The organism is Propionicicella superfundia DSM 22317 (assembly GCF_000423465.1).
GTDB classification, from domain to species: Bacteria; Actinomycetota; Actinomycetes; order Propionibacteriales; family Propionibacteriaceae; genus Propionicicella; species Propionicicella superfundia.
In genome coordinates, this window is record NZ_KE384023.1 from 12,500 (window position 1) to 35,297 (window position 22,798).

General features: G+C 71.1%; 28 protein-coding genes. 15 read left to right on the plus strand and 13 right to left on the minus strand.

Going from position 1 to position 22,798, the window contains the following annotated elements; translation table 11 throughout:
- Positions 1 to 77 precede the first annotated feature (77 nt).
- From G555_RS0115740 to G555_RS0115765, 6 genes are all read right to left on the minus strand, one after another.
- Positions 78 to 842: a hypothetical protein gene (locus G555_RS0115740; protein WP_156887611.1), complete on the minus strand. Its 765-nt coding sequence runs from the start codon at positions 840 to 842 to the stop codon at positions 78 to 80.
- A 137-nt stretch (positions 843 to 979) separates the two neighbouring features.
- Positions 980 to 1,459 carry a sigma-70 region 4 domain-containing protein gene (locus tag G555_RS20625; RefSeq protein WP_211223291.1) on the minus strand — a complete coding sequence of 160 codons (480 nt, stop codon included), beginning with the start codon at positions 1,457 to 1,459 and terminating at the stop codon, positions 980 to 982.
- Positions 1,460 to 1,579: 120 nt separating this feature from the next.
- Positions 1,580 to 2,896: a MinD/ParA family ATP-binding protein gene (locus tag G555_RS0115750; protein WP_036923510.1), complete on the minus strand. Its 1,317-nt coding sequence runs from the start codon at positions 2,894 to 2,896 to the stop codon at positions 1,580 to 1,582.
- Positions 2,897 to 2,909: 13 nt separating this feature from the next.
- On the minus strand, positions 2,910 to 4,448 hold the full coding sequence (locus G555_RS22925; protein ID WP_051209447.1) for a M23 family metallopeptidase: 1,539 nt from the start codon (positions 4,446 to 4,448) through the stop codon (positions 2,910 to 2,912).
- Positions 4,445 to 4,816: a hypothetical protein gene (locus G555_RS22435; protein WP_028709595.1), complete on the minus strand. Its 372-nt coding sequence runs from the start codon at positions 4,814 to 4,816 to the stop codon at positions 4,445 to 4,447. The genes G555_RS22925 and G555_RS22435 overlap by 4 nt, the downstream gene beginning before the upstream one ends.
- A 95-nt stretch (positions 4,817 to 4,911) precedes the next feature.
- Positions 4,912 to 5,169 (minus strand): helix-turn-helix domain-containing protein, encoded by a 258-nt coding sequence (locus G555_RS0115765; protein ID WP_028709596.1) that lies wholly within the window; start codon positions 5,167 to 5,169, stop codon positions 4,912 to 4,914.
- Between the two features lie 195 nt (positions 5,170 to 5,364).
- Here G555_RS0115765 and G555_RS20635 point away from each other — a divergent pair, with 195 nt between their 5' ends.
- The 10 genes from G555_RS20635 to G555_RS20670 are packed head-to-tail and all read left to right on the plus strand — an operon-like array spanning position 5,365 to position 15,144.
- Entirely contained in the window at positions 5,365 to 5,874 is a 510-nt protein-coding gene (locus G555_RS20635) for a DUF6668 family protein (RefSeq protein WP_156887613.1), read from the plus strand.
- A 10-nt stretch (positions 5,875 to 5,884) separates the two neighbouring features.
- Positions 5,885 to 6,184 carry a hypothetical protein gene (locus G555_RS0115775; RefSeq protein WP_028709597.1) on the plus strand — a complete coding sequence of 100 codons (300 nt, stop codon included), beginning with the start codon at positions 5,885 to 5,887 and terminating at the stop codon, positions 6,182 to 6,184.
- Between the two features lie 3 nt (positions 6,185 to 6,187).
- Positions 6,188 to 6,940 (plus strand): DUF8175 domain-containg protein, encoded by a 753-nt coding sequence (locus tag G555_RS23460; RefSeq protein WP_483823589.1) that lies wholly within the window; start codon positions 6,188 to 6,190, stop codon positions 6,938 to 6,940.
- Between the two features lie 49 nt (positions 6,941 to 6,989).
- Positions 6,990 to 7,703, plus strand: a complete 714-nt coding sequence (locus G555_RS20645; protein WP_156887615.1) for a DUF8175 domain-containg protein — start codon at positions 6,990 to 6,992, stop codon at positions 7,701 to 7,703.
- A 1-nt stretch (position 7,704) separates the two neighbouring features.
- A complete protein-coding gene (locus tag G555_RS22440) occupies positions 7,705 to 8,472 on the plus strand; it encodes a DUF8175 domain-containg protein (RefSeq protein WP_051209453.1) in 768 nt (255 codons plus the stop codon).
- 1 nt (position 8,473) lies between these two features.
- Positions 8,474 to 9,952, plus strand: a complete 1,479-nt coding sequence (locus G555_RS20655) for a TrbL/VirB6 family protein (protein WP_156887617.1) — start codon at positions 8,474 to 8,476, stop codon at positions 9,950 to 9,952.
- Positions 9,949 to 11,445 carry an SCO6880 family protein gene (locus tag G555_RS0115800; protein ID WP_028709598.1) on the plus strand — a complete coding sequence of 499 codons (1,497 nt, stop codon included), beginning with the start codon at positions 9,949 to 9,951 and terminating at the stop codon, positions 11,443 to 11,445. Before G555_RS20655 ends, G555_RS0115800 begins: the two co-directional genes overlap by 4 nt.
- Positions 11,442 to 12,926 (plus strand): ATP/GTP-binding protein, encoded by a 1,485-nt coding sequence (locus tag G555_RS22930; protein ID WP_051209455.1) that lies wholly within the window; start codon positions 11,442 to 11,444, stop codon positions 12,924 to 12,926. The genes G555_RS0115800 and G555_RS22930 overlap by 4 nt, the downstream gene beginning before the upstream one ends.
- Entirely contained in the window at positions 12,923 to 14,746 is a 1,824-nt protein-coding gene (locus G555_RS20665; protein ID WP_051209456.1) for a type IV secretory system conjugative DNA transfer family protein, read from the plus strand. Before G555_RS22930 ends, G555_RS20665 begins: the two co-directional genes overlap by 4 nt.
- A complete protein-coding gene (locus G555_RS20670; RefSeq protein ID WP_036923512.1) occupies positions 14,743 to 15,144 on the plus strand; it encodes a DUF4913 domain-containing protein in 402 nt (133 codons plus the stop codon). Before G555_RS20665 ends, G555_RS20670 begins: the two co-directional genes overlap by 4 nt.
- A gap of 216 nt (positions 15,145 to 15,360) precedes the next feature.
- Here G555_RS20670 and G555_RS20675 read toward each other — a convergent pair whose 3' ends face one another.
- From G555_RS20675 to G555_RS0115830, 3 genes are read right to left on the minus strand one after another with little or no spacing between them, the layout of a single operon-like run.
- Positions 15,361 to 16,230 carry a nucleotidyl transferase AbiEii/AbiGii toxin family protein gene (locus G555_RS20675; protein ID WP_051209457.1) on the minus strand — a complete coding sequence of 290 codons (870 nt, stop codon included), beginning with the start codon at positions 16,228 to 16,230 and terminating at the stop codon, positions 15,361 to 15,363.
- Between the two features lie 3 nt (positions 16,231 to 16,233).
- Positions 16,234 to 16,584, minus strand: coding sequence for a hypothetical protein (locus G555_RS0115825; protein WP_028709599.1), 351 nt, complete (start codon positions 16,582 to 16,584; stop codon positions 16,234 to 16,236).
- Positions 16,585 to 16,640: 56 nt separating this feature from the next.
- On the minus strand, positions 16,641 to 16,991 hold the full coding sequence (locus G555_RS0115830) for a hypothetical protein (protein ID WP_028709600.1): 351 nt from the start codon (positions 16,989 to 16,991) through the stop codon (positions 16,641 to 16,643).
- 210 nt (positions 16,992 to 17,201) lie between these two features.
- Between G555_RS0115830 and G555_RS0115835 the strand changes: the two genes are divergently transcribed.
- Entirely contained in the window at positions 17,202 to 18,851 is a 1,650-nt protein-coding gene (locus G555_RS0115835; protein WP_028709601.1) for an FAD-binding protein, read from the plus strand.
- Between the two features lie 24 nt (positions 18,852 to 18,875).
- Here the strand turns inward: G555_RS0115835 and rpsN are convergent, their stop codons facing one another.
- From rpsN to rpmB, 3 genes are read right to left on the minus strand one after another with little or no spacing between them, the layout of a single operon-like run.
- Positions 18,876 to 19,175 (minus strand): 30S ribosomal protein S14, encoded by a 300-nt coding sequence (rpsN, locus tag G555_RS0115840; protein ID WP_028709602.1) that lies wholly within the window; start codon positions 19,173 to 19,175, stop codon positions 18,876 to 18,878.
- Position 19,176: 1 nt separating this feature from the next.
- Positions 19,177 to 19,347 carry a 50S ribosomal protein L33 gene (gene rpmG, locus G555_RS0115845; RefSeq protein WP_028709603.1) on the minus strand — a complete coding sequence of 57 codons (171 nt, stop codon included), beginning with the start codon at positions 19,345 to 19,347 and terminating at the stop codon, positions 19,177 to 19,179.
- Positions 19,347 to 19,583: a 50S ribosomal protein L28 gene (gene rpmB / locus G555_RS0115850; protein ID WP_028709604.1), complete on the minus strand. Its 237-nt coding sequence runs from the start codon at positions 19,581 to 19,583 to the stop codon at positions 19,347 to 19,349. Before rpmB ends, rpmG begins: the two co-directional genes overlap by 1 nt.
- A gap of 51 nt (positions 19,584 to 19,634) precedes the next feature.
- Between rpmB and G555_RS0115855 the strand changes: the two genes are divergently transcribed.
- From G555_RS0115855 to rpmF, 4 genes are read left to right on the plus strand one after another with little or no spacing between them, the layout of a single operon-like run.
- A complete protein-coding gene (locus G555_RS0115855; RefSeq protein WP_028709605.1) occupies positions 19,635 to 19,892 on the plus strand; it encodes a type B 50S ribosomal protein L31 in 258 nt (85 codons plus the stop codon).
- The gene (gene ykgO / locus G555_RS0115860; RefSeq protein ID WP_028709606.1) at positions 19,889 to 20,011 is read left to right on the plus strand and encodes a type B 50S ribosomal protein L36; all 123 of its coding nucleotides are present in this window, start codon (positions 19,889 to 19,891) and stop codon (positions 20,009 to 20,011) included. The genes G555_RS0115855 and ykgO overlap by 4 nt, the downstream gene beginning before the upstream one ends.
- A complete protein-coding gene (locus G555_RS0115865; RefSeq protein WP_028709607.1) occupies positions 20,008 to 21,120 on the plus strand; it encodes a CobW family GTP-binding protein in 1,113 nt (370 codons plus the stop codon). Before ykgO ends, G555_RS0115865 begins: the two co-directional genes overlap by 4 nt.
- Complete coding sequence (rpmF, locus tag G555_RS0115870) at positions 21,120 to 21,287, plus strand: 50S ribosomal protein L32 (protein WP_028709608.1); 168 nt, start codon at positions 21,120 to 21,122, stop codon at positions 21,285 to 21,287. The genes G555_RS0115865 and rpmF overlap by 1 nt, the downstream gene beginning before the upstream one ends.
- Positions 21,288 to 21,318: 31 nt before the next feature.
- Here rpmF and G555_RS0115875 read toward each other — a convergent pair whose 3' ends face one another.
- Positions 21,319 to 22,767 carry a cobyric acid synthase gene (locus G555_RS0115875; protein ID WP_211223292.1) on the minus strand — a complete coding sequence of 483 codons (1,449 nt, stop codon included), beginning with the start codon at positions 22,765 to 22,767 and terminating at the stop codon, positions 21,319 to 21,321.
- Positions 22,768 to 22,798: the final 31 nt, after the last annotated feature.

Consider the following 22,798-nt stretch of genomic DNA (forward strand, 5'->3'; position numbering starts at 1 on the left):
GTCCGGATTCGTGGCGTTCCGTGATGGCCGTCCCCTCCGGAGGGACCCGAGGCCGACGAGGCTCGAAGGAGCTGTGCTCAGCGACTGCGAAAAGAGGCTGCGCGAACGGCCGACGCTGTGGCGGCATGACCGAGCTGGTTCATGATCCCGTTGAAGATGGCGACTTCTGTCGCCCGCTTCAGTTCGGCCAGTTGCGCTTCAGCATAGTTCTCCATCCGCCTGTTGTGCAGTTCGGTCTCGTAGAGGTTCAGCGCCGCAGTGAGTGTGCTCGCGCGGTGGTTGCGCGCCATCGTCAGGCAGAACAGGATCGCCTCGTCGTAGAGATACGCCTCCGGGAACCGGCCCGCGACATGCTTCGAGAAGTCGTCGGCGATCTCCTGGAGACCGGCGTTGATGCTCTCGATCTCCGGCCGGACGGCGTCCTCGATCTGATCGGCCCGCTGCTCGTTGAGCACGCGTCGCCGCTTGTTGATCGCACGAGCGCGGGTGTTCCGAAGCAGGACGATCGCCAGTGCCCCGGGGAGCGCCGCGGGAAACGGCAGGAGGAAGATCCGGGCGACCTCCGCGAGGAAGTCCTCCGAGGTGTTCATCGTCGCGAGCGGGATGCCGATGAACAGGATGATCGCGACGATCGTCAATGCGACGGTGAGGATGAACACCCAGAGGAAGTACGCCGCTGCTCCCCAGCGTTCCAGGTAGCGCACGTACAGATGCCGATGTCGCGCGTAGGCCGCCTGCCTGTCGCGCCCGAGTTGGTCGAACCGCCGCACCAGACCGAGCACGTGGTTGAGCCAGTTCTCCAACTGAGTCCGCTGAGCTGCTACGTCCTCCACCTTGGTCACCCTTCGATTCCCATGTCACAAGGCCGCTGACGTCGATGCCATCGCGAGAGACCCGGGTCTCGGCCTGGCTTCGTGAGCCTCGGCCGGATCATCGTAAGCGGCATGCTGGGCAGGCCTTTCCTGCGGGATGCTCGCAGTCACCTCTCGGATTTGTCGCGCTTCCTCGCCGGGTGACGGCGGTTGAAGACTTCTTCGTATACGTCGTCGTCGATCAGGCCCCGCCAGCGGGCGGCCGAGACTTCGGACCAGGCTCCGGGTGGGTCGAAGATGAGGGTGTCGTAGCCGTCGGTGTGTCCGCCGGGGGCGTAGGGGTATCGGGAGAGTTCGTCGATGAGTTGGTCCCGGTCGATGAAGCCGGCGCCGTAGCGTTCGCAGATCTCTTCGGGTGTGGCGCTGGAGAAGCCGTCGAGGGGCATCGCGGCCTTGGCTGCGGCGTGCAGGGTGTTGCGCACGGCGGGTTCGGTGACCCGCATCAGCCGGGCGATGTCCTTGTAGCTGTGGCCGTTCTCGTGGAGGCGCCGCAGTTCTCGTCCGTAGTCGAGATCGGCGATCACCTTGCGAAGCCGGGCACGTTCCGCTGCACGGGCCTCTTCTGGAACCCCCATCGACATCGACATCCACCTCCTGCCGACGACCGTACCGCCCGCAGGGGTCACGGTGACGGCGGCCTCCTGTGGGGCTGCCGGTCGTCCGCGATGACCGCGACGCGTCCGGGGCGGGCCTGCTCGCCGTGCGCGTCAGAGCCCTTGGGCGACCGCGGCTGCCGCGGAGAGCCAGGCGTCCTGGGTGGCGGGGGAGAGGGCGGCGTACCGCAGGAGTCCGTCGACCATGGCCGGGTCGTAGGGGATGGTGACGGCGGCCCGGGCCAGCGGTTTGTAGCCGTTCGCGATGGCCGCGACATCGCCGGGACGGGCCTTGCTGTCTGCCTGGGTGACGATGGTCACGGCCTGTCGGGAGAGGTGGGCGGATCGTTCGTCGCGGTCGGCGAGGGCTTCGAGGAGGAGGGCACCGGCCTCGGCGTGGTCGTCGCGGGTCGTGGTGGCGACAACGAGCTGATCGGTGTGGTCGATCATGGCCCTCCAGGCGGGGTCGGACTCGTCGTTGCCGCTGTCCATGAAGACGAGCCTGTAGTACTTCGTCGCGACGTCGTGGATCGCGGTGACGTCCGCGGGGGAGATGCGCTGCTCGTCGGCCAGGGCCATCGGCTTGGAGCGCAGCACGTCGTAGCGGTCCTGGGTCTGGTGGTGCACGAACCGCGCCAGGTCAGCCGACTGCGCCCCGGTGCCGAGGAGCCGGGGGACCTGAGGCAGAAGCTCCAGCAGGGTGCCTTGGTGAGGGCCTTGCTCGGTACGCCAGCCGAGCGTCCCGCGGAACTGGTTGTTGTCCCAGGCCAGGACGCCGGCGCCGCCGTAGCGGGCGAACACGGCGGACAGGAGGATCGTCGTAGGCGTCTTGCCGGCGCCGCCCTTGCCGTTGACGATCGCGACGGTGCGCGGTCCCGGCCAGTGCTGGGACACGGCGTCGATGCTGCGTCGCCGTCCCTCCTCGACGGGGCCGGGGGCGAGTCGCGTGAGGCGGGTCGCGTTGAGGGCGCCGCGCCACCCCTGGGTGGCCGGCTGGACTCTGGCCGTGTCGGCGAGGAAGGACCGCCGCGGCGGATACGAGACCGGCTGCTCCAACACCTCCTCGAGCATGGGCATGGGCATGGGCTGGTAGCTCGGGCCGCGGGGGTCGTCGGGCCAGGGCGGCTGGTCCGGCGACGGTGCGGCCGGGACCGGGACGGGGACGAGGCGCCGCCTGGGCGGGGCGTCCGGTGTCGGGGCCACGTCGCCGGCACTGGCGACGTGGCCCTCGGCGTCGATGACGATCGCCCAGGTGGTCGACCCCTCCTGCACCGTGACGTGCATGGCCTCGCCGCGGTCGGCGGCGTGGTGGGCGACGAGCTGGCGGAGCTGCTCCCGGGCCGCCTCGGGGGTGTCGGCGTGGATGTCCGTCCGCGTCCCGCCGAGAAAGGCGGTGCCGGTTCCATCGGGGTACACAGCGAGATAGTCCATGCGGGTGCTCCTGTCAGTGTGGGTAGGTGATGCCGTGCTGGGCGAGGACAGGGATCGGGTCGACGCGGGTTCCGCTGTCACGCACCTCGAAGTGCAGGTGGCAACCGGTCGAGCGGCCGTCGGAGCCGACCACGCCGATCTGCTGGCCGGCCGTGACGGTCTGCCCGGTCGTGACGAGCACGCCGTCGGCGTACATGTGCGCGTAGGCGGTCTGCAGGCCGCCGCCGTGGTCCACGACGATGAGATGCCCGTACGATGCTGCGGCTCCGGCGGTGGACACGATGCCGTCCGCAGCGGCGTGGATCGGCGCGTCGCAGGACGCCGCGATGTCCTGCCCGCCGTGGAGGGCCGACCTGCCGGAGAGCGGATCGGTGCGGTGGCCGAACGGGCTGCTGAGCGGCCCGTCGACGGGAGCGGCCCATCCGGAGCTGCTGGTGTCGACGGTGGAGGTGCCGGGCGCGGTGAGTGCGCAACCGGACGACGCCTCGGCCGCGGCGCCGGGATCGGTGACGGTTCCGGACGCCTTCATCGTGACGTGGACGTGGTCCTTGTGGTTGGCGGTGTCGGAGCCGCGGTCCTCCATGGCGCGCCAGCCCTCGTCGGCCCGGTCGATATTCCAGATGCGCTGCTGCCAGATCAGGTACTGCACGTCGAACTCGCGGGCATGGCCGACGATGTAGGCGGCGAGCCGGTCACCGGTCGCCCTGTCCCGGTACACCATGAAGTCGAGGGCGAGGCCCGAGGGGTGGTCGGGAACGGAGTCCTCACGGACCCCGCCGATATCGGTGATTCCGAACCGGGGGCCGAGGAGGTGCGCCAACGCGGCGGTCTGGGGCTGGACCGGGCCGAGGCTGTCGTCGTCCACCGTGCCGCTCGGAGTGCCGGGGGTCGCGACGGCGCGGACGCCGGCGAGCGCGGTGACGACCTCGACCGCCGCCGTCCACCACGTCGTGTAGTGACCCGGGTCGGCGTTGCCCTGGACGCGGTGCGCGGCGTCGGTCGGCTCCAGCGACTCCCGGCCGGGCACGTCCACCAGGCCGGGGATGTGGTAGCCGACCGGCCCGGCGGGGCTCGGGCCGGGCACGCCGACGTCGTGCCCGAGGAAGAAGGTCCGGGCGGCGTAGGCCGGGTCGTTGAGCTGGGCGATGTTGGCCTCGACCGACGACCCGTCGGCGTACCAGCCGAGGTGGGTGCGCTGCTGGAAGGGGCCGACGTCGCCGTCGCCGTTGGGCCGGGCCGCGGTGGGGTCGGCCATCAGGGACGACTCGCCCATCGCGGTCATGACGCCGATCTGCTGGTCCCGGACGGTGAGGCCGAGCTGCTGCGCGACGATCATTATCTGCGCCGCGACGACCAGCTCGTCGCGGCCGTACCCGGCGATCGGCCCGGCCGGGATCGTCGACATGTCCACCGCGGCCGTGGAGGTCTCGTCCTGGCAGGAGGTGGCCGCCATGACGACCAGGGAGATCGCGGCCAGCGGCAGGACGAGGACCAGCGCCAGACCGAGCAGCAGCAGGACGAGGATCGCGCGGCCACCGCTCCGCTCGCTCATGCGGGGGCCTGCTCGGGCGGGGTGATGGACGCGACCCGCCACACCGGATCCGCGCTGGTGCGGACGAGCGTCAGCAGATAGGCGCCGATCGATGTCGACACCTGAACGCGCGCCACGTACGCGCTGTCGGTGGGGATCACGCGCGCGTCGCCGACCATCATCGCCGGGACCTTGTACGGCCGGGTGCCGCGGTGGGTCTCCAGCGCCTCGACGGTCAGGTAGGGCGCCAGGTCCGCCAGCCATTGTTCGGCGGTGACGTCGCGGCGAGCGAAGAGCCGCAGGGTCTCGCCGGCCCGTTGCGCGGCCTCTCGCCGGTCGGGATCACCAGTCGGGACCTGTTCGGACGTCTGGCCCTCGTCATCGACCACGACAGAAGGGATCTCACCAGGTGTCGGGGATGAGACGGCCGGCGGGATCGGCGTATTCGGCGTCTCCGTCGTGCAACCGACGAGCGCCAAAACGGTCAGGGCAAGGGCGAATCCTCTCCGGACTCGGGACTGTCTGGGCCGCTGGCCGGGGTGAGGTTCGTCCCCGCGCGGAGATGATCGCGCAACTGATCCCTCAAGATGAACCACGCGTTGCCTAGTTTGTACCCGGGAATCGTCTTGTCTCTCAGCCATTTGTAGACGCCGGGCTTGGAGACGCGGAGCAGGTCGGCGACCTCTTCGACGGTCAGCACGGTGGGTAGATAGGCGAAGAGCTCGTCCAAGCGATCGGCCATCAATGCCCCGTTCCGGTTTCCACAGAACATATCCGCATGTATGCATCCCTACAGAGTGTACCCTGTGCCACAGTCATATATCCGCCCCGAAGGAGTCTCATGGGAGCCGACCCGGTGAATAGTCCCAACCCGTGGCTGACTCCGCAGTCTGTCGATGAACGTAGTGTGCCGGACACGGATGTGCTTGTCAGGCCGGTGATTTCCCCGCGACTGGCACCGCAGGCAGGGGTGTCGGCGCCCGCCGAGGGACTGCCGCTGCGTCCCTGTGCGCCTGGGCCGGCGCTGTGGGTCGTCGGCGCCCACGGCGGAGCGGGGGAGTCGAGCGTCGCGGCACTCGACCCCGCCTGGGCCGAGGCCGGGCACGCCTGGCCCGCCGGGCATGGGATGCGAGCGTGTGTGCTCGTCGCCCGGACGCACGCTTCGGGGCTCCTCGCCGCCCAGCGGGCGCTGACGCAGTGGGCGGCCTGGCGCGGCCCGGAGGTGCCGGCGCTGGTCGCGCTGATGCTCGTGGCGGACGCGCCCGGGAAGCTGCCCAAACCGCTGCGTGACCTTGCCGCCCATGTTTCCGGAGGCGCGCCCCTTCGCGTCGACCTCCCGTGGATCGACGAGTGGCGGTTCGGCCCGCAGCCGTCCGTCCCCCCGGCCGCGGCGCGTGTCGCGGCGACACTCGCCTCGCTCACCCCTGCCGGCGAAACCCCTCGATGAAAGGAACGCCATGGTCATGCTCGATGCGGTTCTCCAGCTCCTCCAGGTGCTGCCGTGTGATCCCCCCACCGACCCACCCGCCATGGCCCCTCCCGGTTCGGGCGGGATCCTGACCATCCTGTCCTGGGTGAAGTGGCTCTGCTTCGCGGTGGCGATCGCCGGCGTCCTGATCGTCGGCGGTCGCATGGCGATCTCTCACCGCCGGGGCGGCGACGGGGGCGAGCACGCGACCGCGTTGGCCTGGGTCCTGGCCGGCGTGATCGTGATCAGCTCCGGCGTGGGCATCATCATGGCGCTCGTGGGGGCTTGAGCGATGCGCAGCTCCAGGCGTCGGGTCGGGTGGATTGTTTCGGCGGTCGTGGTTGGTTTCATCGTGGTGCTTGCTGTCGTCGTGGTGGTCGCGAACCTGGTCAGTCGGCGGGATGTGGTGGGTCCGTCGCCGGCGTCGGCAGCGACGGCGGCGGGGACAGCGTCGACCGGGACGGCGGCTACGGCTGGTTCTACGACGTCGGCTGTCGCGGCGGGTGGGAGTGTTTGCGGTTTGCCGGGGTATGCGGCGTCGGGCACGGTGACGTCTCCGCCGGTGGTGGATTGGCAGTATGTGGGTGTGACCGCGGCGCCGCACAGTGCGACCGCCGGGCCGGGCCGGATCGAGCCGGACGGGTTCCGGTACTGCTACGCACACACCCCCGAAGGCGCCATCCTCGCCGCCGCGAATCTGTTGGCGGTAACCAATCGAATAGATGTCTTCCGCGAGAGATTCGTGGCTCGCAGCGTTGTCCCGGGCCCTGGTGCGGAAGCGATCCGGAAAGAGGTCAGCTCGCCCAGGGGCGATGACACGTCGGTTCGTGTGGCGGGGTTTCGGCTGCTGTCCTACAGCGCGGACAGGGCCACCGTCGACCTCGCGTTCCGAATGGTGTCCCGCGGCGCTTATATGTCGTATCCGTTCGACTTCGAATGGGTTGAGGGGGATTGGCGGGTCGTGGTGCGGGACGACGGCAGCCCGATGTACAAGCCGACCCAGGTGTACGACCTTGTCGGCTACGCGCTGTGGCAGGTGAGCTGACATGGGGGCGTCCAGGCGTCGTCGGGTCGCGTGGGTCGTCTCGGCAGTCGTGCTGGCGCTGATTGTGGTGATCGCTGGTGCTCTGGTGGTCGCGAACCTGGTCGGCCGGCGGGATGTGGCGGGTCCGTCGTCAGCGTCGAGTGCGGCAGCGACGGCGGCGGGGACAGCGTCGACCGGGACGGCGGCTTCGGCTGGTTCTACGACGTCGGCTGTCGCGGCGGGTGGGAGCGTTTGCGGTTTGCCGGGGTATGTGGCCTCGGGCACGGTGACCTCTCCGCCGGTGGTGGATTGGCAGTATGTGGGTGTGACCGCGGCGCCGCACAGTGCGACCGCTGGTCCGGGCCGGGTCGAGCCGGACGGGTTCCGGTACTGCTACGCACACACCCCCGAAGGCGCGATCCTCGCCACTGCAAACTTGCTGGCGGTGACGTCCGACCTGGTCAGGTTCCGTGAGAGGTTGGTTGACCGAACGCTCGTCCCCGGCCCAGGCGCGGAGGTGGTCCGCAAGAACACCGGCAGTAACCAAGACCAAGACACATCTGTACGTGTGGCGGGGTTCCGGCTCCTCTCCTACAGCGCGGACAAGGCGACCGTCGACCTCGTGGCGCGCATCGCGTCCCAGGGCGCCTATGTGTCATTCCCGTTCGATCTTCAGTGGGTTGAGGGGGACTGGCGGGTGGTGGTTCGGGATGACGGGAGCTTCCCGTACAAGCCGACCCAGGTGTACGGCCTTGTGGGTTACGTGTTGTGGCAGGTGAGCTGATATGCGCACCTCCAGGCGTCGGGTCCGGTGGGTTGTTTCGGCGGTCGTGCTGGCGCTGATTGTGGTGATCGCTGGTGCTCTGGTGGTCGCGAGCCTGGTCGGCCGGCGGGATGTGGCGGGTCCGTCCCCGGCGTCCCCGGCGTCGGCAGCGACGGCGGCGGGGACAGCGTCGACCGGGACGGCGGCTTCGGCTGGTTCCGTGACGCCGGATGCGACTGTGGCCGCGGGTGGGAGTGTCTGCGGCCTGCCGGGGTATGCGGCGTCGGGCACGGTGACGTCTCCGCCGGTGGTGGATTGGCAGTACGTGGGTGTGATCGCGGCGCCGCACAGTGCGACCGCCGGGCCGGGCCGGATCGAGCCGGACGGGTTCCGGTACTGCTACGCACACACCCCTGAAGGCGCTGTCCTGGCCGCTGCCAACATGATCGCGGTGACGTCCAACCTGGTCAGATTCCGTGAGAAGGTGGTCGACCGGACGTTCGTTCCCGGTCCGGGCGCGGAGGTGATCCGGAACGATACCGGGACGCCGAAGAGCGATGACACGTCGGCTCGCCTGGCGGGGTTCCGGCTTCTCTCCTACAGCGCGGACAAGGCCACCGTCGACCTCGCGTTCCGGGTCGTTTCGAAGGGTGCCTACATGTCGTATCCGTTCGAGCTCCAATGGGCCGAGGGAGACTGGCGGGTGGTGGTGCGCGACGACGGCACGCCCCCGTACCAGCCGACCCAGGTGTACGACCTTGTCGGCTACCTGTTGTGGCAGGTGAGCTGACGTGTGTGACGTGACGAACATGGGGTGCCATCTCAGCGAGGGCCTGGCGGAGGCCTTCGCGAAGGCCACCGAGTCGGCGACGTCCGCGGTGCTGTCGACGCTGTCGAAGGCGCTCGGAGGCTTGGGCGCCGCCTGGGTGGAGGTGCCGACACCGACGCTGACCGGAGGGACGGGGTCGTCCGGGCCGACGTCCCCGGCGCCGGGTACGGACCCGCTGTCGACGGTGCTGTCCTGGGTGACGTGGATCGGCCTCGCGATCGCGATCGGGTCGGTGATGGTGCTCGGCGCCCGGATGGTGATTGCGCACCGGCATGGGCGTGATGCGCGGCTGGGACGGGCCGGCGTCGTCGTCGGCGCGGTCGCTCTCATCTCCGGGGCGTCCGGGATCGGGTCGGCCCTTGTGGGATCGGAACCGGCCTGCGAGAAGAAGTGGTGCGCGTCCGAGACGGTGGGCTACCTGCAGGCCGGGATCTGGCCCTACATGCTCATGCTCGTGGCGATCTCGGTCATCGTCGCTGCGGCGACGATGCTGTGGACCCAGCGCGTTCAACCCCTGGTCGACCTCGCGAAGTCGCTGGTGAGGCTGATCGTCGTGTCGGGGGCCGGGATCGCGATCGTCGCGCTGCTGACCGAAGCCGCCGACGCGTTCTCCCTCTGGATCCTCAACGGCGCGCTGGAATGCGACATCTCCGACGCGTCGAAGGGGTGCTTCGCCGGCGGCATGGGCAAGGTGGTGCTCCTGGCGACGCCCGCGGCCAGTGGCCTGGGGCCCCTGCTGCTGATCGTGCTGAGCCTCGTCGCGATGCTCGCCTCGCTCGCGCAGATCGGCCTGATGCTGCTGCGCGGCGCGATGCTCGTCATCCTCGCGGCGACCTTGCCGGCGGCGGCCGCAGCCGCCAACACCAAGCTCGGACAGGCATGGTGGACGAAGTCCGTGGGCTGGCTCGCGGCGTTCATCCTGTACAAGCCGGCGGCCGCCATCGTGTACGCCGCGGCGTTGAAGCTGGTCGGCAGCGGCTGGTCGGGCGACAACGCGATCGTCTCGGTGTCCGCCGGCCTGGTGCTGATGCTGTTGGCGCTCGTCGCCCTGCCGGCACTGATGAGGTTCACCGTTCCGGCGGTGGCCTCGACTGCCGGCGGCGCCGCCACGGCCGCGCTGTTGGAGTTGCCGACCGGCGCGGCCAGCACCGAGCGCCCGTCCGCCCGGTCGGCCTCGTCGTCGCCGCGCGGCTCCGACGGCGCCACGGGCAGATCCGCTCCGACTGGATCCGCCGGAGCGGCCGGTGCTGCAGGACCGGCGGGCGCCGCGGCGTCCGCCGGCGCATCGACGGCAGGCGGGGCCGCGGCTTCGGGCGCTGCCGCGGCCGCGGGCCCGGTCGGCGCGGCGGTGGCCGTGGGCCGAAAGGTGGTCGGCGGGGCACAGGCCGTCGCGAAGATCGCCAAGGGCGCCGTCGAGGACACAACCGGAGAGACGTCATGAGCACGCCCGTGACGCGGCGGACGTACGGGAACTGGCGGATCACGCGCTCACCCGGCCTCGGCGCCCTGGGAACCGTGGGGACGATCATGCTGCTGTTCGGCGCGATCTGCATGATCGTGGCGCTGGCCCGCTTCGGCCTGCTCGGCGGCGGCGTGGTGGCGGTCGTGGTCGGGGCAGTGCTCGGGCTGGCGCTGCGCCGGGACCGGCACGGCCGGTCCGTCATCGACCGCCTGGTGACCCGCGTGGGTTGGCTGCGCGCCCGGGCAGCGGGCGCGGACCTGTACCGGTCGGGCCCGCTCTCGCGGACGCCGTGGGGGAGTACCCAACTGCCGGGGCTTGCCGCGGCACTGACGCTGACCGAGCACACCGACAGCTACGGCCGTCAGTTCGCGCTCATCCACTCCCCGTCGCAGTCGACCTACACCGTGGTGTTCACCGGAGATCCGGACGGCGGGTCGCTGGTCGACCAGGAGACGATCGACGCCTGGGTCGCCTCCTACGGGGGATGGCTGGCGATGCTGTCCGACGAGCCGCAGTTGATCGGCGTGGCGGTGACGATCGAGACCGCCCCCGACAGCGGGATCCGGCTGCGCCAGGAAGTGAATGCCGCGACATCGCCGTCAGCCCCCGCGTTCGCGCGGGCCATGCTGGCCGACATCCTCGACTCCTACCCCGCCGGGGCGAGCACCGTCCGGGCCCACGTCGCGCTGACGTTCCGCGGCGCCCGCGCGTCCCGGGATCGCGACGCGACCGAGATGGGCAGAGACCTGGCCGCACGGCTGCCGGGCCTGTCGTCGACGCTGGAGGAGACCGGCGTGCGCAGCGTGCGCCCCGTGACGAGCGCCGACCTCTGCGAGCACGTGCGAACCGCCTACGACCCGGCCGCCGAGATCCTGTTCGACCGGGCCCGCCAGGAGGGCGGTGGCCCGCCGCGGCTGTCGTGGCCCGACGTGGGACCGGCCGCTGCCCAGGCCTCGTGGGACTCCTACCGCCACGACGGCGCCGTGTCGACGTCCTGGGTGATGTCCGCCCCGCCGCGAGACAACGTGCCGTCGTCGATCCTGGCGCGGCTCCTGGCGCCGCGCGGCGACATCGCACGCAAACGGGTCACGATCCTGTACCGGCCGATGGACGCCGGGCATGCCGCCGCGCGGGTCGAGGCCGACAAGAGAACCGCGGAGTGGACGGTCAACTCGGCCCGCCGCCCGTCTGCCCGGGCCACTCGCGCTCTCCAGCAGGCGACGCGCACGGCCGAGGAGGAGGCCGCAGGTGCGGGACTGGTCGACTTCGGAGTGGTCGTGACGGCGACCGTCCTCGCCGGCGACGACCTCGACGAACTGCACGCCACCATGGACACCCTGTCGGCCGCGGCGCGACTGACCCTGCGCCCCGCCTACGGAGCCCAGGACGTGGCCTTCGTCACGACCCTCCCGCTGGGCATCCTGCCGCACCTCCACGCCTCGCCGGCGACGAGGCTCCGGGAGGCGCTGTGACCGGCCGCACGAAGCCCCGACCGCCCGAGCGCGCCGGCGGACACCGGCCTCCCGCACGGGGATGGTGGGGCCGCGGCGGCGGCCAGTCGAAAGTCCTCGACGGCCCCGTCCTGGCGCGCGGCACGACCGTCCAGGTGTGCGGACTGTGGCCGTGGGTCGTCGGCGCCGGCACCCCCCGCGCCGGCGTCCCCCTCGGCCGTCACCTCGACACCGGCGCCACGGTGTGCGCCGACCCGATCAGTTGGTTCCGCGACGCCCGGCTCATCGCCAACCCGTCCCTCTTCATCCTCGGCCTGCCCGGGCTGGGAAAGTCCACGGTGTCCCGGCGCATGGTCGTCGGCCTGGCCGGATACGGGGTGGTCCCGATGGTGCTGGGCGATACCAAGCCCGACTACGTGGACGCGATCCGCGCGATTGAGGGCCAGGTCATCGAACTCGGCCCGGGCAGGGGAAGCCTCAACGTTCTCGACCCCGGCGAATCCTCCGGCGCCGCAGCCCTGCTGCGCGACGCCGGGCATCCCACGGAGGCGGCGCAGGTCGAGGCGGACGCCCACAGCCGGCGCCGGGTCATCGTCTCGGCCCTGATCGCGATTCTGCGCAAAGCACCCGTGTCCGCGATCGAGGAGTCGATCCTCGGCCAGGCCCTGTACGTGCTCGACGCCCGCCACCCGGGAGTGCCGGTGCTGACGGATCTGCTGCAGGTGATCCGCGACGCGCCCGACCGGGTGCGCGAGGTGGCGGTCGACCGCGGGTCGAGGCAGCGGTACGACGAGATCACCGAGGCCCTCGAGGCGGCGCTGCTGTCGCTCGTCCGCGGCGGGCGGCTGGGCGACATGTTCTCCCGCCCGACCAGCGAGCCGATGCGGCGCGACCGCCCGGTCGTCTACGACATCTCCGGTCTGCCCGAAGGCGAGCAGGACCAGCGGGCCGCGGCGCTGCTGGCCTGCTGGAGCAACGGCTTCGCCACCGTGAACGTCGCGCACACCCTGGCCGACGTCGGCCTGGAGCCGCGGCGTCACTACCTGACCGTGATGGACGAGTTGTGGCAGGCGCTGCGCTCCGGCCCGGCCATGGTCGATCGCACCGACGCGCTCACCCGGCTGAACAGGACCATCGGGACGGGCACGATCTTCATCACCCACACCATGGCGGACCTGGCCTCCCTGGCCACCGAGGAGGACCGCATGAAGGCCCGCGGATTCATCGAACGTGCCGGAATGGTGATCTGCGGCGGGCTCCCGGCCCACGAGATGCCGATGCTGACCCAGGTCGTGCCCATGTCGCGCAGGGAGGAGACCCTGCTCGCGTCGTGGGCCACCCCGCCCGGATGGAAATCCGACAGGGACACCCCGCCGCCGGGCATGGGCAAGTTCCTGGTCAAGGTCGGCGGCCGCGCCGGGATCCCCCTCCAGGTGGAGCTGACGGCGACGGAGGCGGGCATCCACGACACGTCCCACCGCTGGCACGAGGCGGAGCGGTGACCGCCAACAACCGCCGGCCCGAGCCCGGCCGGCTCGCCCGTCGCGAGTCGTGGCTGCTGGTGGGTCTCCTGTGCGTCGCGCTGGCGACGGTCGGCCTCGTCTGGGTGTCCGTCCAGGCCGGGAACGCACTCGCCGGCCTGGATCCGGTCCGTGACGATCCGTTCGTGCTGCTGATCCACCTGGCCCAGGGAAAGGTCGCCTGGACGTCCTGGTCGACGGCCGTCGCAGCCGCGATCGCGGTCGTCCTCACGGTCGCCGCGGCAGTGGCCGTGCGCGCCAGGCCCCAGCGCCGACGAGGCCGCAGCCGGGTCGATCGGGCGGCCTCGTACATGGGCCGCGGTCGCGACATCGACGACCTCACCCTCCGGACCGCGCAGGAAAAGGCCCGGCGCCTCGGCGTCGCGGCGACACCCGGCGTGCCGATCGGCCGCAGCGTCGCCACCGGCGAGCGACTGTGGGGCTCGTGGGAGGACATGCACATCGACATCTGGGGGCCGCGGACAGGGAAGACGACCTCCCGCGCGGTGCCGGCGATCCTGGGCGCACCCGGCGCCGTCCTGGTGACGTCGAACAAGCGCGACGTCGCCGACGCCACCCGGGACGTGCGGGCCAAGAGCGGCCCCGTGTGGGTGTTCGACCCGCAACGGATCGCCCTCGAAGAACCCGGCTGGTGGTGGAACCCGCTGAGCTACGTCACCGACGAGGTCAAGGCGCAACACCTTGCCGAGCACTTCGTGGCGGCGTCGGCCCGGCCCGGCGCGCGCTCGTCCGACCCTCACTTCGAGGACTCGGGCAGAGATCTCCTGGCCGGAATGCTGCTGGCCGCCGCGCTCGACGGCCGGCCCATCACCGCCGCGTACACCTGGCTCACGAAGCCGACGAACGAAGAGCCCGCCGACATCGTGCGCGACCACGGGATCCACCTCACCGCCGACCAGATGGTCGGCTTCGCGTCCCTGCCCGATCGCGAGCGCGGGTCGGTCTACAGCACCGCCCGGCGGTACGCGTCCTGCCTTACGAACCGGCAGATCGCGCGCTGGGTCACGCCGCACGGCGACGGCCCCGACCCACGCCCCCAGTTCCGGCCGGACGACTTCGTGCTCTCCGGCGGCACCCTGTACAGCCTGTCGAAGGAGGGCCAGGGCACGGCGGGCCCTCTCGTCACCGCATTGACGGTCGCCGTCGTGGAGGCCGCGGAGGAACTCGCCTCCCGGTCGGCGGGCGGGCGGCTCGCGACGCCGCTGCTGGGTGTGCTCGACGAGGCCGCGAACGTGTGCCGCTGGGCCGAGCTGCCGAACCTGTACTCGCACTACGGCAGCCGCGGGATCGTCCTCATGACGATCCTGCAGGGCTGGTCCCAGGGCGTCGAGGTGTGGGGCGAACACGGCATGCGGAAGCTGTGGTCCGCGGCGAACATCAGGGTGTACGGCGGTGGCGTGAACGACGACGGGTTCCTGGAGACGCTGTCGAAGGTGATCGGCGACTACGACCGGATGACGTCGTCGACATCGTCCGGCCGCGGCCACCGCTCCGTGTCGGCACAGCTCCACCGTGAACGGATCCTGGACGTCTCGGAGCTGGCCTCCCTGCCAAAAGGCCGCGCCGTCGTCCTGGCCTCGGGGTCCCGCCCGACCCTTGTTCGGACCGAGCCGTGGATGTCCGGGCCGCAGGCGGCCGAGGTCGCGGCGTCGATCGCCGCCCACGACCCGCACGCCGAGCACACGATTCGTGAGGCGCAGACCGAGCTGGTGGCCGTCGAGACGGCCGCGGGATCCGAGGAGGCCGTCCTCGGGAACCCTCACGAGGGCAGGGCCTCATGAACGACTGGGGTGAGGACGAGCTGCACGAGGCCGCTCCGATGCTCTACTACGGCAGCGTCGACGAGTTCGTCCGTGAGTTCCTCCGCCATGCCTACCGTCGGCGCGTCGACGGTAGGCGGCGGTGCTGGGCGGCGGAGTGGTGGCGCTACGACGAGGCGGTGGCCCGTCTCGAAGCGCTGTGGCGCGCGTGGGAATCCCTCCGCCTGGATCCTGCGACGGGAATGAGCGTGTGGTGGCGAGACCATGCCGACTACCACATGTCCGTCCTGCTGGATCCCGACGGGCCGTTCGCGGGCGTCGAGGGCGACCAGAACCAATCCCGCGTCACCGAGCCGCTGCCGTACGCGCCACCACCTGCGGGGCTGTTCGAGGACGCCCGGGACTCTGTGGGTTCGTGAACGCACCTGTGTCGGGCGAGCCTGGCGTCCGGAAGCTCGGCCAGCGCACCCGCCGGTGGGACCAACCCTCGATCGCGGGTCTCGCCGCGCGACGACAGCCGCCGGGGGCCGTCCGCGTCGCAGGGGTGAGCTCGCGCCCGGCGGCGTCGCGACGCCAGGCGGCGAACTCGACCGACGTCTACGGGAGTGCCGGTCTCGTCAGGTCGATGAAGATCGTCACCGTTCCGTTCCGTGCCCCCGGTCGTACTCCGGTGGCCGGTGGGCCGCTGTCGGCCCGGCGTGCGGAGAGCGGGGCGCGCCAACGGCGCCGCGGGCCTTGTCGGGGAACGCGGCGCGTGCCGTGGGCAGGCCGGCGTGCCCGCCGGTGGGTTCGGTGCCGGTTCGTTCCCGGGTCGCCTCGGCCGATGTGCCCTCGGCCGCGCGGGCAGGGTCGATCTCGGTGGCCCACTGTGTGAACCGCTCGACGATCGCGACCCGCGCAGTCTCGCCGACGCCGTACTTTGCGAACTCGATTGGGTGGTACTTGGCTGCGTACCTCGGGTCCCTCAGCATCTCGAACCGCTGGGTGAGCATCCTGCGATCCATCGGCAGAGCTTCCTGCTGGTCCCCGATCGCGAGCACCTCGGCGCGCGTGAACCTGCCCGACGTCACCACCGTGTCGATGTCGATGAAGTCGCGGACCTCACCGCGCGACCACAGCGCGCTCATCTTGCCGGCCACGGCGTCGCGCACATCCAGGACGGGGCCGATCTCGATCCGTGCGGGTGGGAACTCCCGGTAATTCGCGCCGAGCTGGATGTCGCTGGACTCCCCGGTCGCGCGATCGACGACGTGCATGTCCACGAACGTCCGTCCGACGGTCTTGTCCTCGACGTCGAATCCCGCCTCGCCGAGTGCCGCCCGCACGCGCTGGGCGGCCTCGGCGAACCGGTCGGGCTCGAACCGGTCGGTGAACAGGTCGACGTCCATCGACGGCCGATCACCCATGCCGTTCGCGGAGATGGCATATCCACCGGCCAGGACGAATCCGTACTCCTCGGCCTCGCGCAGCCCGATTCGGGCAAGACGCTCGTGGATCTCCTTCATGAGCTAGACGACCAGTGCGCGCACCGGGAGGACGCGCAGTTCGGCGAATTTCGCCGTCCACGCCTCGCGGCACCGTTTCGGCAGGTTCAGGTCGGGCCACAGCCGTAGCAGCGTCGCCCGATCCAGGAACGCGGCGTGCTCGTCCGGGTACCCGTCGCGGACGATCGCGCTGTAGGCCGTCCACAGCCCGTTGGGGGAGTCGAGGTTGTAGGTCGGTTCCGGCGCTGTCTTGATGTGCGGACGCACGCGGATCACGCCTGACGTCGGCCCGTGCAGGTCGTCGAGCGAGTCGGGCGTGTGGTACACGATGTGGTCGGCGTACCGCCAGCCACGCGGGATCACGGAGTCAGTCATGGTCCTCGCCTTCCTGACTTTCAAGGCTACCGGGCGTCCGAGCCCTTTCATGTGGGCTACACGACCAGGGCACGCACCGGGAGGACGCGCAGTTCGGCGAATTTCGCCGTCCACGCCTCGCGGCACCGTTTCGGCAGGTTCAGGTCGGGCCACAGCCGTAGCAGCGTCGCCCGATCCAGGAACGCGGCGTGCTCGTCCGGGTACCCGTCGCGGACGATCGCGCTGTACCCCGCCCACAGCCCGCCGGGGGAGTCGAAGTCGTAGGTCGGTTCCGGCGCTGTCCTGATGTGCGGACGCACGCGGATCACGCCTGACGTCGGCCCGTGCAGGTCGTCGAGCGAGTCGGGCGTGTGGTACACGATGTGGTCGGCGTACCGCCAGCCACGCGGGATCACGGAGTCAGTCATGGTCCTCTCCTTCCTTCTGGCCCTCAAGGCTACCCGCAGGGAGTGTCGTGGCCGTTCGCGGGCGGCCGCTCGGCTCGACGTGACGGGCTGGGGCGCGCGGCCGTGCCGACGACTCCACGCCGCCACCTCTTGCGAGAGCGGGTGTTCGAAGGCATGCTGGACAGCCAGAACCGGACAAGGCTGTCCGGTTTCGCCGACGGAGGGGACGCCATGACCGAACACGAGGACCAGACGTACGACCTGATCGTCGCGGGCACGGGAGTAGCGGCGTTCGCCGCGGCGCTCGCCGCGGCTGATGCCGGACTGCGGGTGCTGATGCTGGAGAGCACGGACCGCTGGGGCGGGAGCAGCGCCATGTCGGGCGACGGCCTGTGGCTGCCGAACAATCCGCTCATGCAACGGGCCGGGGCCGGCGACTCTCGCGAGGACGCCCTCGCCTACCTCGAGGCGACCGTCGGCGATGCCGGACCCGCGACGTCCCACGCCCGCAAGGAGGCCTTCGTCGACAACGTCGCCGGCTTCGTCGCGCTCGCCGAGCGGCACGGCGTGACGTTCGTCCGAGCGCCCGACTACCCGGACTACTATCCGGAGCTGCCGGGCGGCAAGATCGGCCGCGCGATCGAGGTCGCGCCCTTCGACGTGCACAGGATCGACGGCTGGTGGGACACGGCCCGCGGCCAGGACGGCGTGCCCGCCCCGGTGAAGACCGACGACTTCTGGCTGCTGTCCCGTGCCTGGTCCACGCCGGGAGGTCTCGTCCGTGGCGCGCAGGTCGTGGGCCGGACGCTCGGCACGCTGCTGCGGCGCCGGCGGAGCGTGGGCATGGGCGCCGCGGTGACGGCCGCGCTGCTGGACGTCGCGCTGCGGCTCGGGGTCGAGGTCCGCCTGTCCTCCCCGGTCGAGGACCTGCTCGTCGCCGACGGCCGTGTCACCGGCGTCCGCACGTCGCAGGCAGGCGCGAGCGTCGACGTCCGCGCGACGCGCGGGGTCGTCCTCGCCGGCGGCGGCTTCGATCACAATGCCGAGTGGCGTGAGCGCTATCAGGGTGTGGACGGCTCCGACTCGTCGGGCTCGCGCGGCAATCTCGGCACCGCCATCGAGGTCGCCATGCGCATCGGCGCCGCGGTCGACCTCATGGACGACGCGTGGTGGGGCGGGTCGATCCCGCCGGCCACCAAGGACGGCAGCGCGGCCTTCCTCGTCAGCGAGCGGTCCATGCCGTACTCGATCATCGTGGACGCGGCCGGAGCCCGGTTCGCCAACGAGTCGGAGTCGTACGTGGACCTCGGGCACCACATGCGCGAGCACGCCGAGACCGTGCCGGGTCAGTCCTGGATGATCACAGACGTCCGCCACGCGCGCCGGTATCTGCGCTCGTACGCGCTGGATCCGCGCGCGGTGAAGGCGATGACGGAGGCGGGGATCATGGTGAAGGAGCCGACGCTGCCCGCCCTCGCCTCGCGCATCGGCGTCGACGCGGCGGGCCTCCAGGCGACCGTGGGCAGGTTCAACGGCTTCTGCCGATCCGGCGTCGACCAGGACTTCGGCCGCGGGAACTCGGCGTACGACCGGTACTACGGCGATCCGCTGGTACGCCCCAACCCCAACCTCGGGCCGATCGAGAAGGGACCCTTCACTGCGGTGAAGATCGTGCCCGGCGACCTCGGCACCAAGGGCGGCCTGCTGTCCGACGAGCATGCGCGTGTGCTGCGCGAGGACGGTTCGGTGATCGAGGGGCTCTACACCGCCGGCAACAACTCGGCCTCGGTGATGGGACGCACGTATCCCGGGCCCGGGTCGACCCTCGGCCCGGCGGCCGTCTTCGGGTACCTGGCGGGCCGTCACGCGGCGGCCGGCTGACAAACCCACCCGAGGCGTCCGCCGTCAGGACGCCTTCCGGATGCCCGGCAGGTAGCCGGCGTGGGCGAGTTCGCGGAAGCGGATCCGTGACACGCCGGCCACGCGCAGGAAGCCGCGCGGCCGTCCGTCGACCGCGTCGCGGTTGCGGATCCGTGTCGGGCTGGCATCGCGGGGGAGACGGGCCAACGCCGCCCGAGCGACGCTGCGCTGTTCGGGTGTGGGTGCCCGGCGGGCCTGTTCCTTCAGCGCGGCCCGGCGGGCGGCGTACCGGGCCACCGTGCGCCGACGCCGTTCGTTCGCGACGATCTTGGACGTCTTGGCCATGTCAGCGCGACTCGGTGAAGTCGAGGTGCCGGCGCACCACAGGGTCGTACTTCCGCAGGACGAGCCGCTCGGGGCTGTTGCGGCGGTTCTTCCTCGTGACATAGGTGTAGCCGGTGCCGGCGCTGGAGCGCAGCTTGATCACCGGGCGCAGGTCCTTGCTCTTCGCGGCCATTACAGTCGCACCCCCGTCCGGCGCAGGTCGGCGACGACCGCGTCGATGCCGCGCCGGTCGATCGTTCTGATGCCCCGTGTGCTGAGCGTCAGGGTGACGTGGCGGCCGAGGCTGGGAACCCAATAGCGCTTGCGCTGCACGTTGACGTCGAACCGGCGACGGGTGCGCCGATGCGAGTGCGAGACATTGTTACCGAAGCCGGGACGGCTGCCGGTCACCTGGCATGTGCGGGCCACGATCCTCCTCATGTATATTGAGAGTCATTATCAATAACGATAGCAGGTGACATGAAGAGGAACATCCACCCCGAGTACCGCCAGGTGGTCTTCCGCGACCGCTCGGCGGGGCTGGTCTTCCGGACCGGCTCCACACTCGACTCCGCCGTGACGATCGAGTTCGAAGGCGCCACGTACCCGCTGATCGACGTGGACATCTCCAGCGCGTCCCACCCGTTCTGGAGCGGGCGCGAACGGATCGTCGACACCGAGGGACGCGTGGAGCGCTACAACCGCCGCTACGGCACGACGAGAGAAGGCAAGCGATGAAGGTACGGAACTCCCTGCGGGCCCTGAAACGACAGCCCGGCGCGCAGATCGTCCGCCGGAGGGGACGGGTGTACGTCATCAACAAGCGCAACCCCCGCATGAAGGCGAGGCAGGGATGAAGGAGCCCGGAGCGGGCCGGGAGGACCCGCGAGTGCCGGTCGTCCTCGTCAGCGGCGTCGCCGCGGAGCCGATGGCCGCCGTCACCGTCGGGATGCAGTGGGACCTGCCCTCGGCGGTCGTCGTGCGTCATGAGATCCACCCGGAGCAGGAGTCGCTCGTCCGCACGATCTCGGACGCCGGCGGGCTGCGCGAGCGGGTCGAGATCGGCGTCGCGCACGCCTGCGTGGACTGCTCGATCCGCGAGGACATCGTGCCCACCCTGGAGCGACTCGCCGCGACCGGGCGATGGGGAGCGATCGTCGCCCACCTTCCGGTGACCGCCGAGGCGACCCAGGTGTGCCGGGTGCTCGGCCGCGATCCGCAGGCGGCGCCCCACGCGCGGATCGCAGCCGTGCTCGTCGCGCTGGACGGGGAGACGGTCCGTGAGGACCTGCTGGGTGAGGATCTTCTCGTCGAGCGCGGGCTCCCCGTCCGGATGGACGACGGGCGCGGTGTGGGCGAGACCACGTCGGCGATGGTCGAGTACGCCGACCTCGTCATCGCAGAGGGGCTCGGCACGGAGGACCGGGAACTGATCGAGGTGATCGCCCGCCCGGACACGCGCGTCGTGGACACGATCACGGCTGTCGCGGCGCGCGACCTGCTCGACCTCCATCACCACGAGCACAGCGAGGACTGGGTCCAGGTGGTCCGGCGCGGCCCTCTTCCGGCGCCCTCGGGCGAGGCCGCGTGGGTGCTCGACTTCTCGTCCGATCGTCCCTTCCACCCCGATCGCCTGCAGGAGCGGATCGCGACGCTCGGCCGCGGGCCGCGGCGCTCCCGTGGATGCTTCTGGCTGCCCAGCCGCCCCGACCAGATCTGCCAGTGGGACGGAGCCGGGGGCATGGTCAGCATCGGGCCCGGCGAGGACTGGGACGGCACCGGCCCGCTGACCCGGATCGTCGTGATCGGCATGGACGACGGTCGCGACGAGCTCACCGCGGCGTTCCGCTCCTGCCTGCTGACCGACGACGAGCTCGCCGAGCGCGGACCTTACTGGGAGGTCTGCGCGGACGGACTGGAGCCGTGGCTCGGGCCCGTCCGCGACCTGATGAGAGGACGGCCGTGATGGCGGTTCCGAAGCGGCGGACATCGCGCAGCAACACGCGGCATCGCCGGTCGAACTGGAAGGCGACGCCCACCGACCTGGTGCCGATCCGCGTCCAGGGCGTCGTCCATCTCGTTCCGCGCCGGCTGGTGCGAGCCATCCGCAGCGGACTGATCGACCCGCCCTGACGCAGGTCGGCGCGGCGTCGCCCGGAACTCCTCAGCCCCGTGCGAGGTCCAGCAGCGCGGCGGTGTCGACGTGGTCTGTCAGGGCGTCGGCAAGCGAGTCCAGCATCCGCTCGCGCCTCGCGGCGAACCCCGGCTGTCCGGGGACCGGCTCCCAGGACGACCCGACGCTCGCCGCCACCTCCGTCAGCCAGGCTCGCCGGAAGTCGTCGTTCTCGAACGCGCCGTGCCAGATCGTGCCCCACGTGGCTCCCTGGCGCACCCCGTCGAGGAAGGGCTCCCCGCCGGTGGCCTCGACGACCCCGTGATGGATCTCGTAGCCGGCCACGGGCAGGCCGCGCCACGTGCCCGAGGGTCTGCCGAGCACCTTCTGCGGCCCGAAACGGACCCGGGCCGGGAGCAGACCGAGCCCCGGCTCGGTGCCGCGGGAGGACTCGATCGGATCGTCGATCGCGTCGGTGAGCATCTGGTACCCGCCGCAGATGCCCAGGATGGGCCTGCCCGCCCGCGCCCGGGCCGCGAGGGCGTCGGCGAGGCCGAGCCGGCGCAGCCACTCCAGGTCGGCGAGCGTGCTGCGGCTGCCCGGCAGCACCACGAGGTCGGCGCTCTCGACGTCACCCGGGCTCGCCGTGGCGAACACGTCCAGCCCCGGCTCGGCGGCAAGCGCGTCCAGGTCGGTGGCGTTGGAGATCCGGGGGAACCGGATCGCCGCCACACGCAGGGTCCCGGCGCGCCCGGGCAGCCGTGGCCACGTCGCGAACGCGAGGGCGTCCTCGCTGTCCAGCCAGACCCGGTCGAGCCAGGGCATCACCCCGAAGCAGCGCAGGCCGGTGCGCGCCGTGAGCTCGGTCAGCCCCGGCTCCAGGACGGCCTGGTCGCCGCGGAACTTGTTGATCAGGTACCCCGCGAGAGTTGCGCGGTCCGCCTCGTCGACGATGGCCCAGTGCCCGAAGACGGACGCCAGCACCCCGCCTCGGTCGATGTCGCCGACGAGCACGACCGGCAGTCCGAAGCGCCTGGCCAGCCCGAAGTTCACGTAGTCCCCGGCACGCAGGTTGATCTCGGCCGGGGAGCCGGCGCCCTCGACCACGATCACCTCGTGACGTTCGCTCAGCTCGTGGTACGCGGCGAAGGCGGCCTCGGCGAGGGCCGTGCGCCCGCCGACGTACTCCCCGGCCTCCAGCGTGCCGCCCGGCCGGCCGCGCAGCACGATGAATGCGCGTCGGTCGGTGCCCGGCTTGAGCAGCACCGGGTTCAGCAGCGAGGACGGCTCGACCCCGGCCGCGACCGCCTGCAGGTACTGCGCGCGGCCGATCTCGGAGCCGTCGGGACAGACCATCGAGTTGTTGCTCATGTTCTGCGCCTTGAACGGCGCCACGTCGACGCCCTGCCGCGCCCACGCCCGGCACAGTCCCGCGACGATCAGCGACTTGCCGGCGTCGGAGGACGTGCCCGCCACGAGGATTCCTGCCACGCTCGGCATCCTCTCAAACCCGTAGCGTGGAGGGTTGATG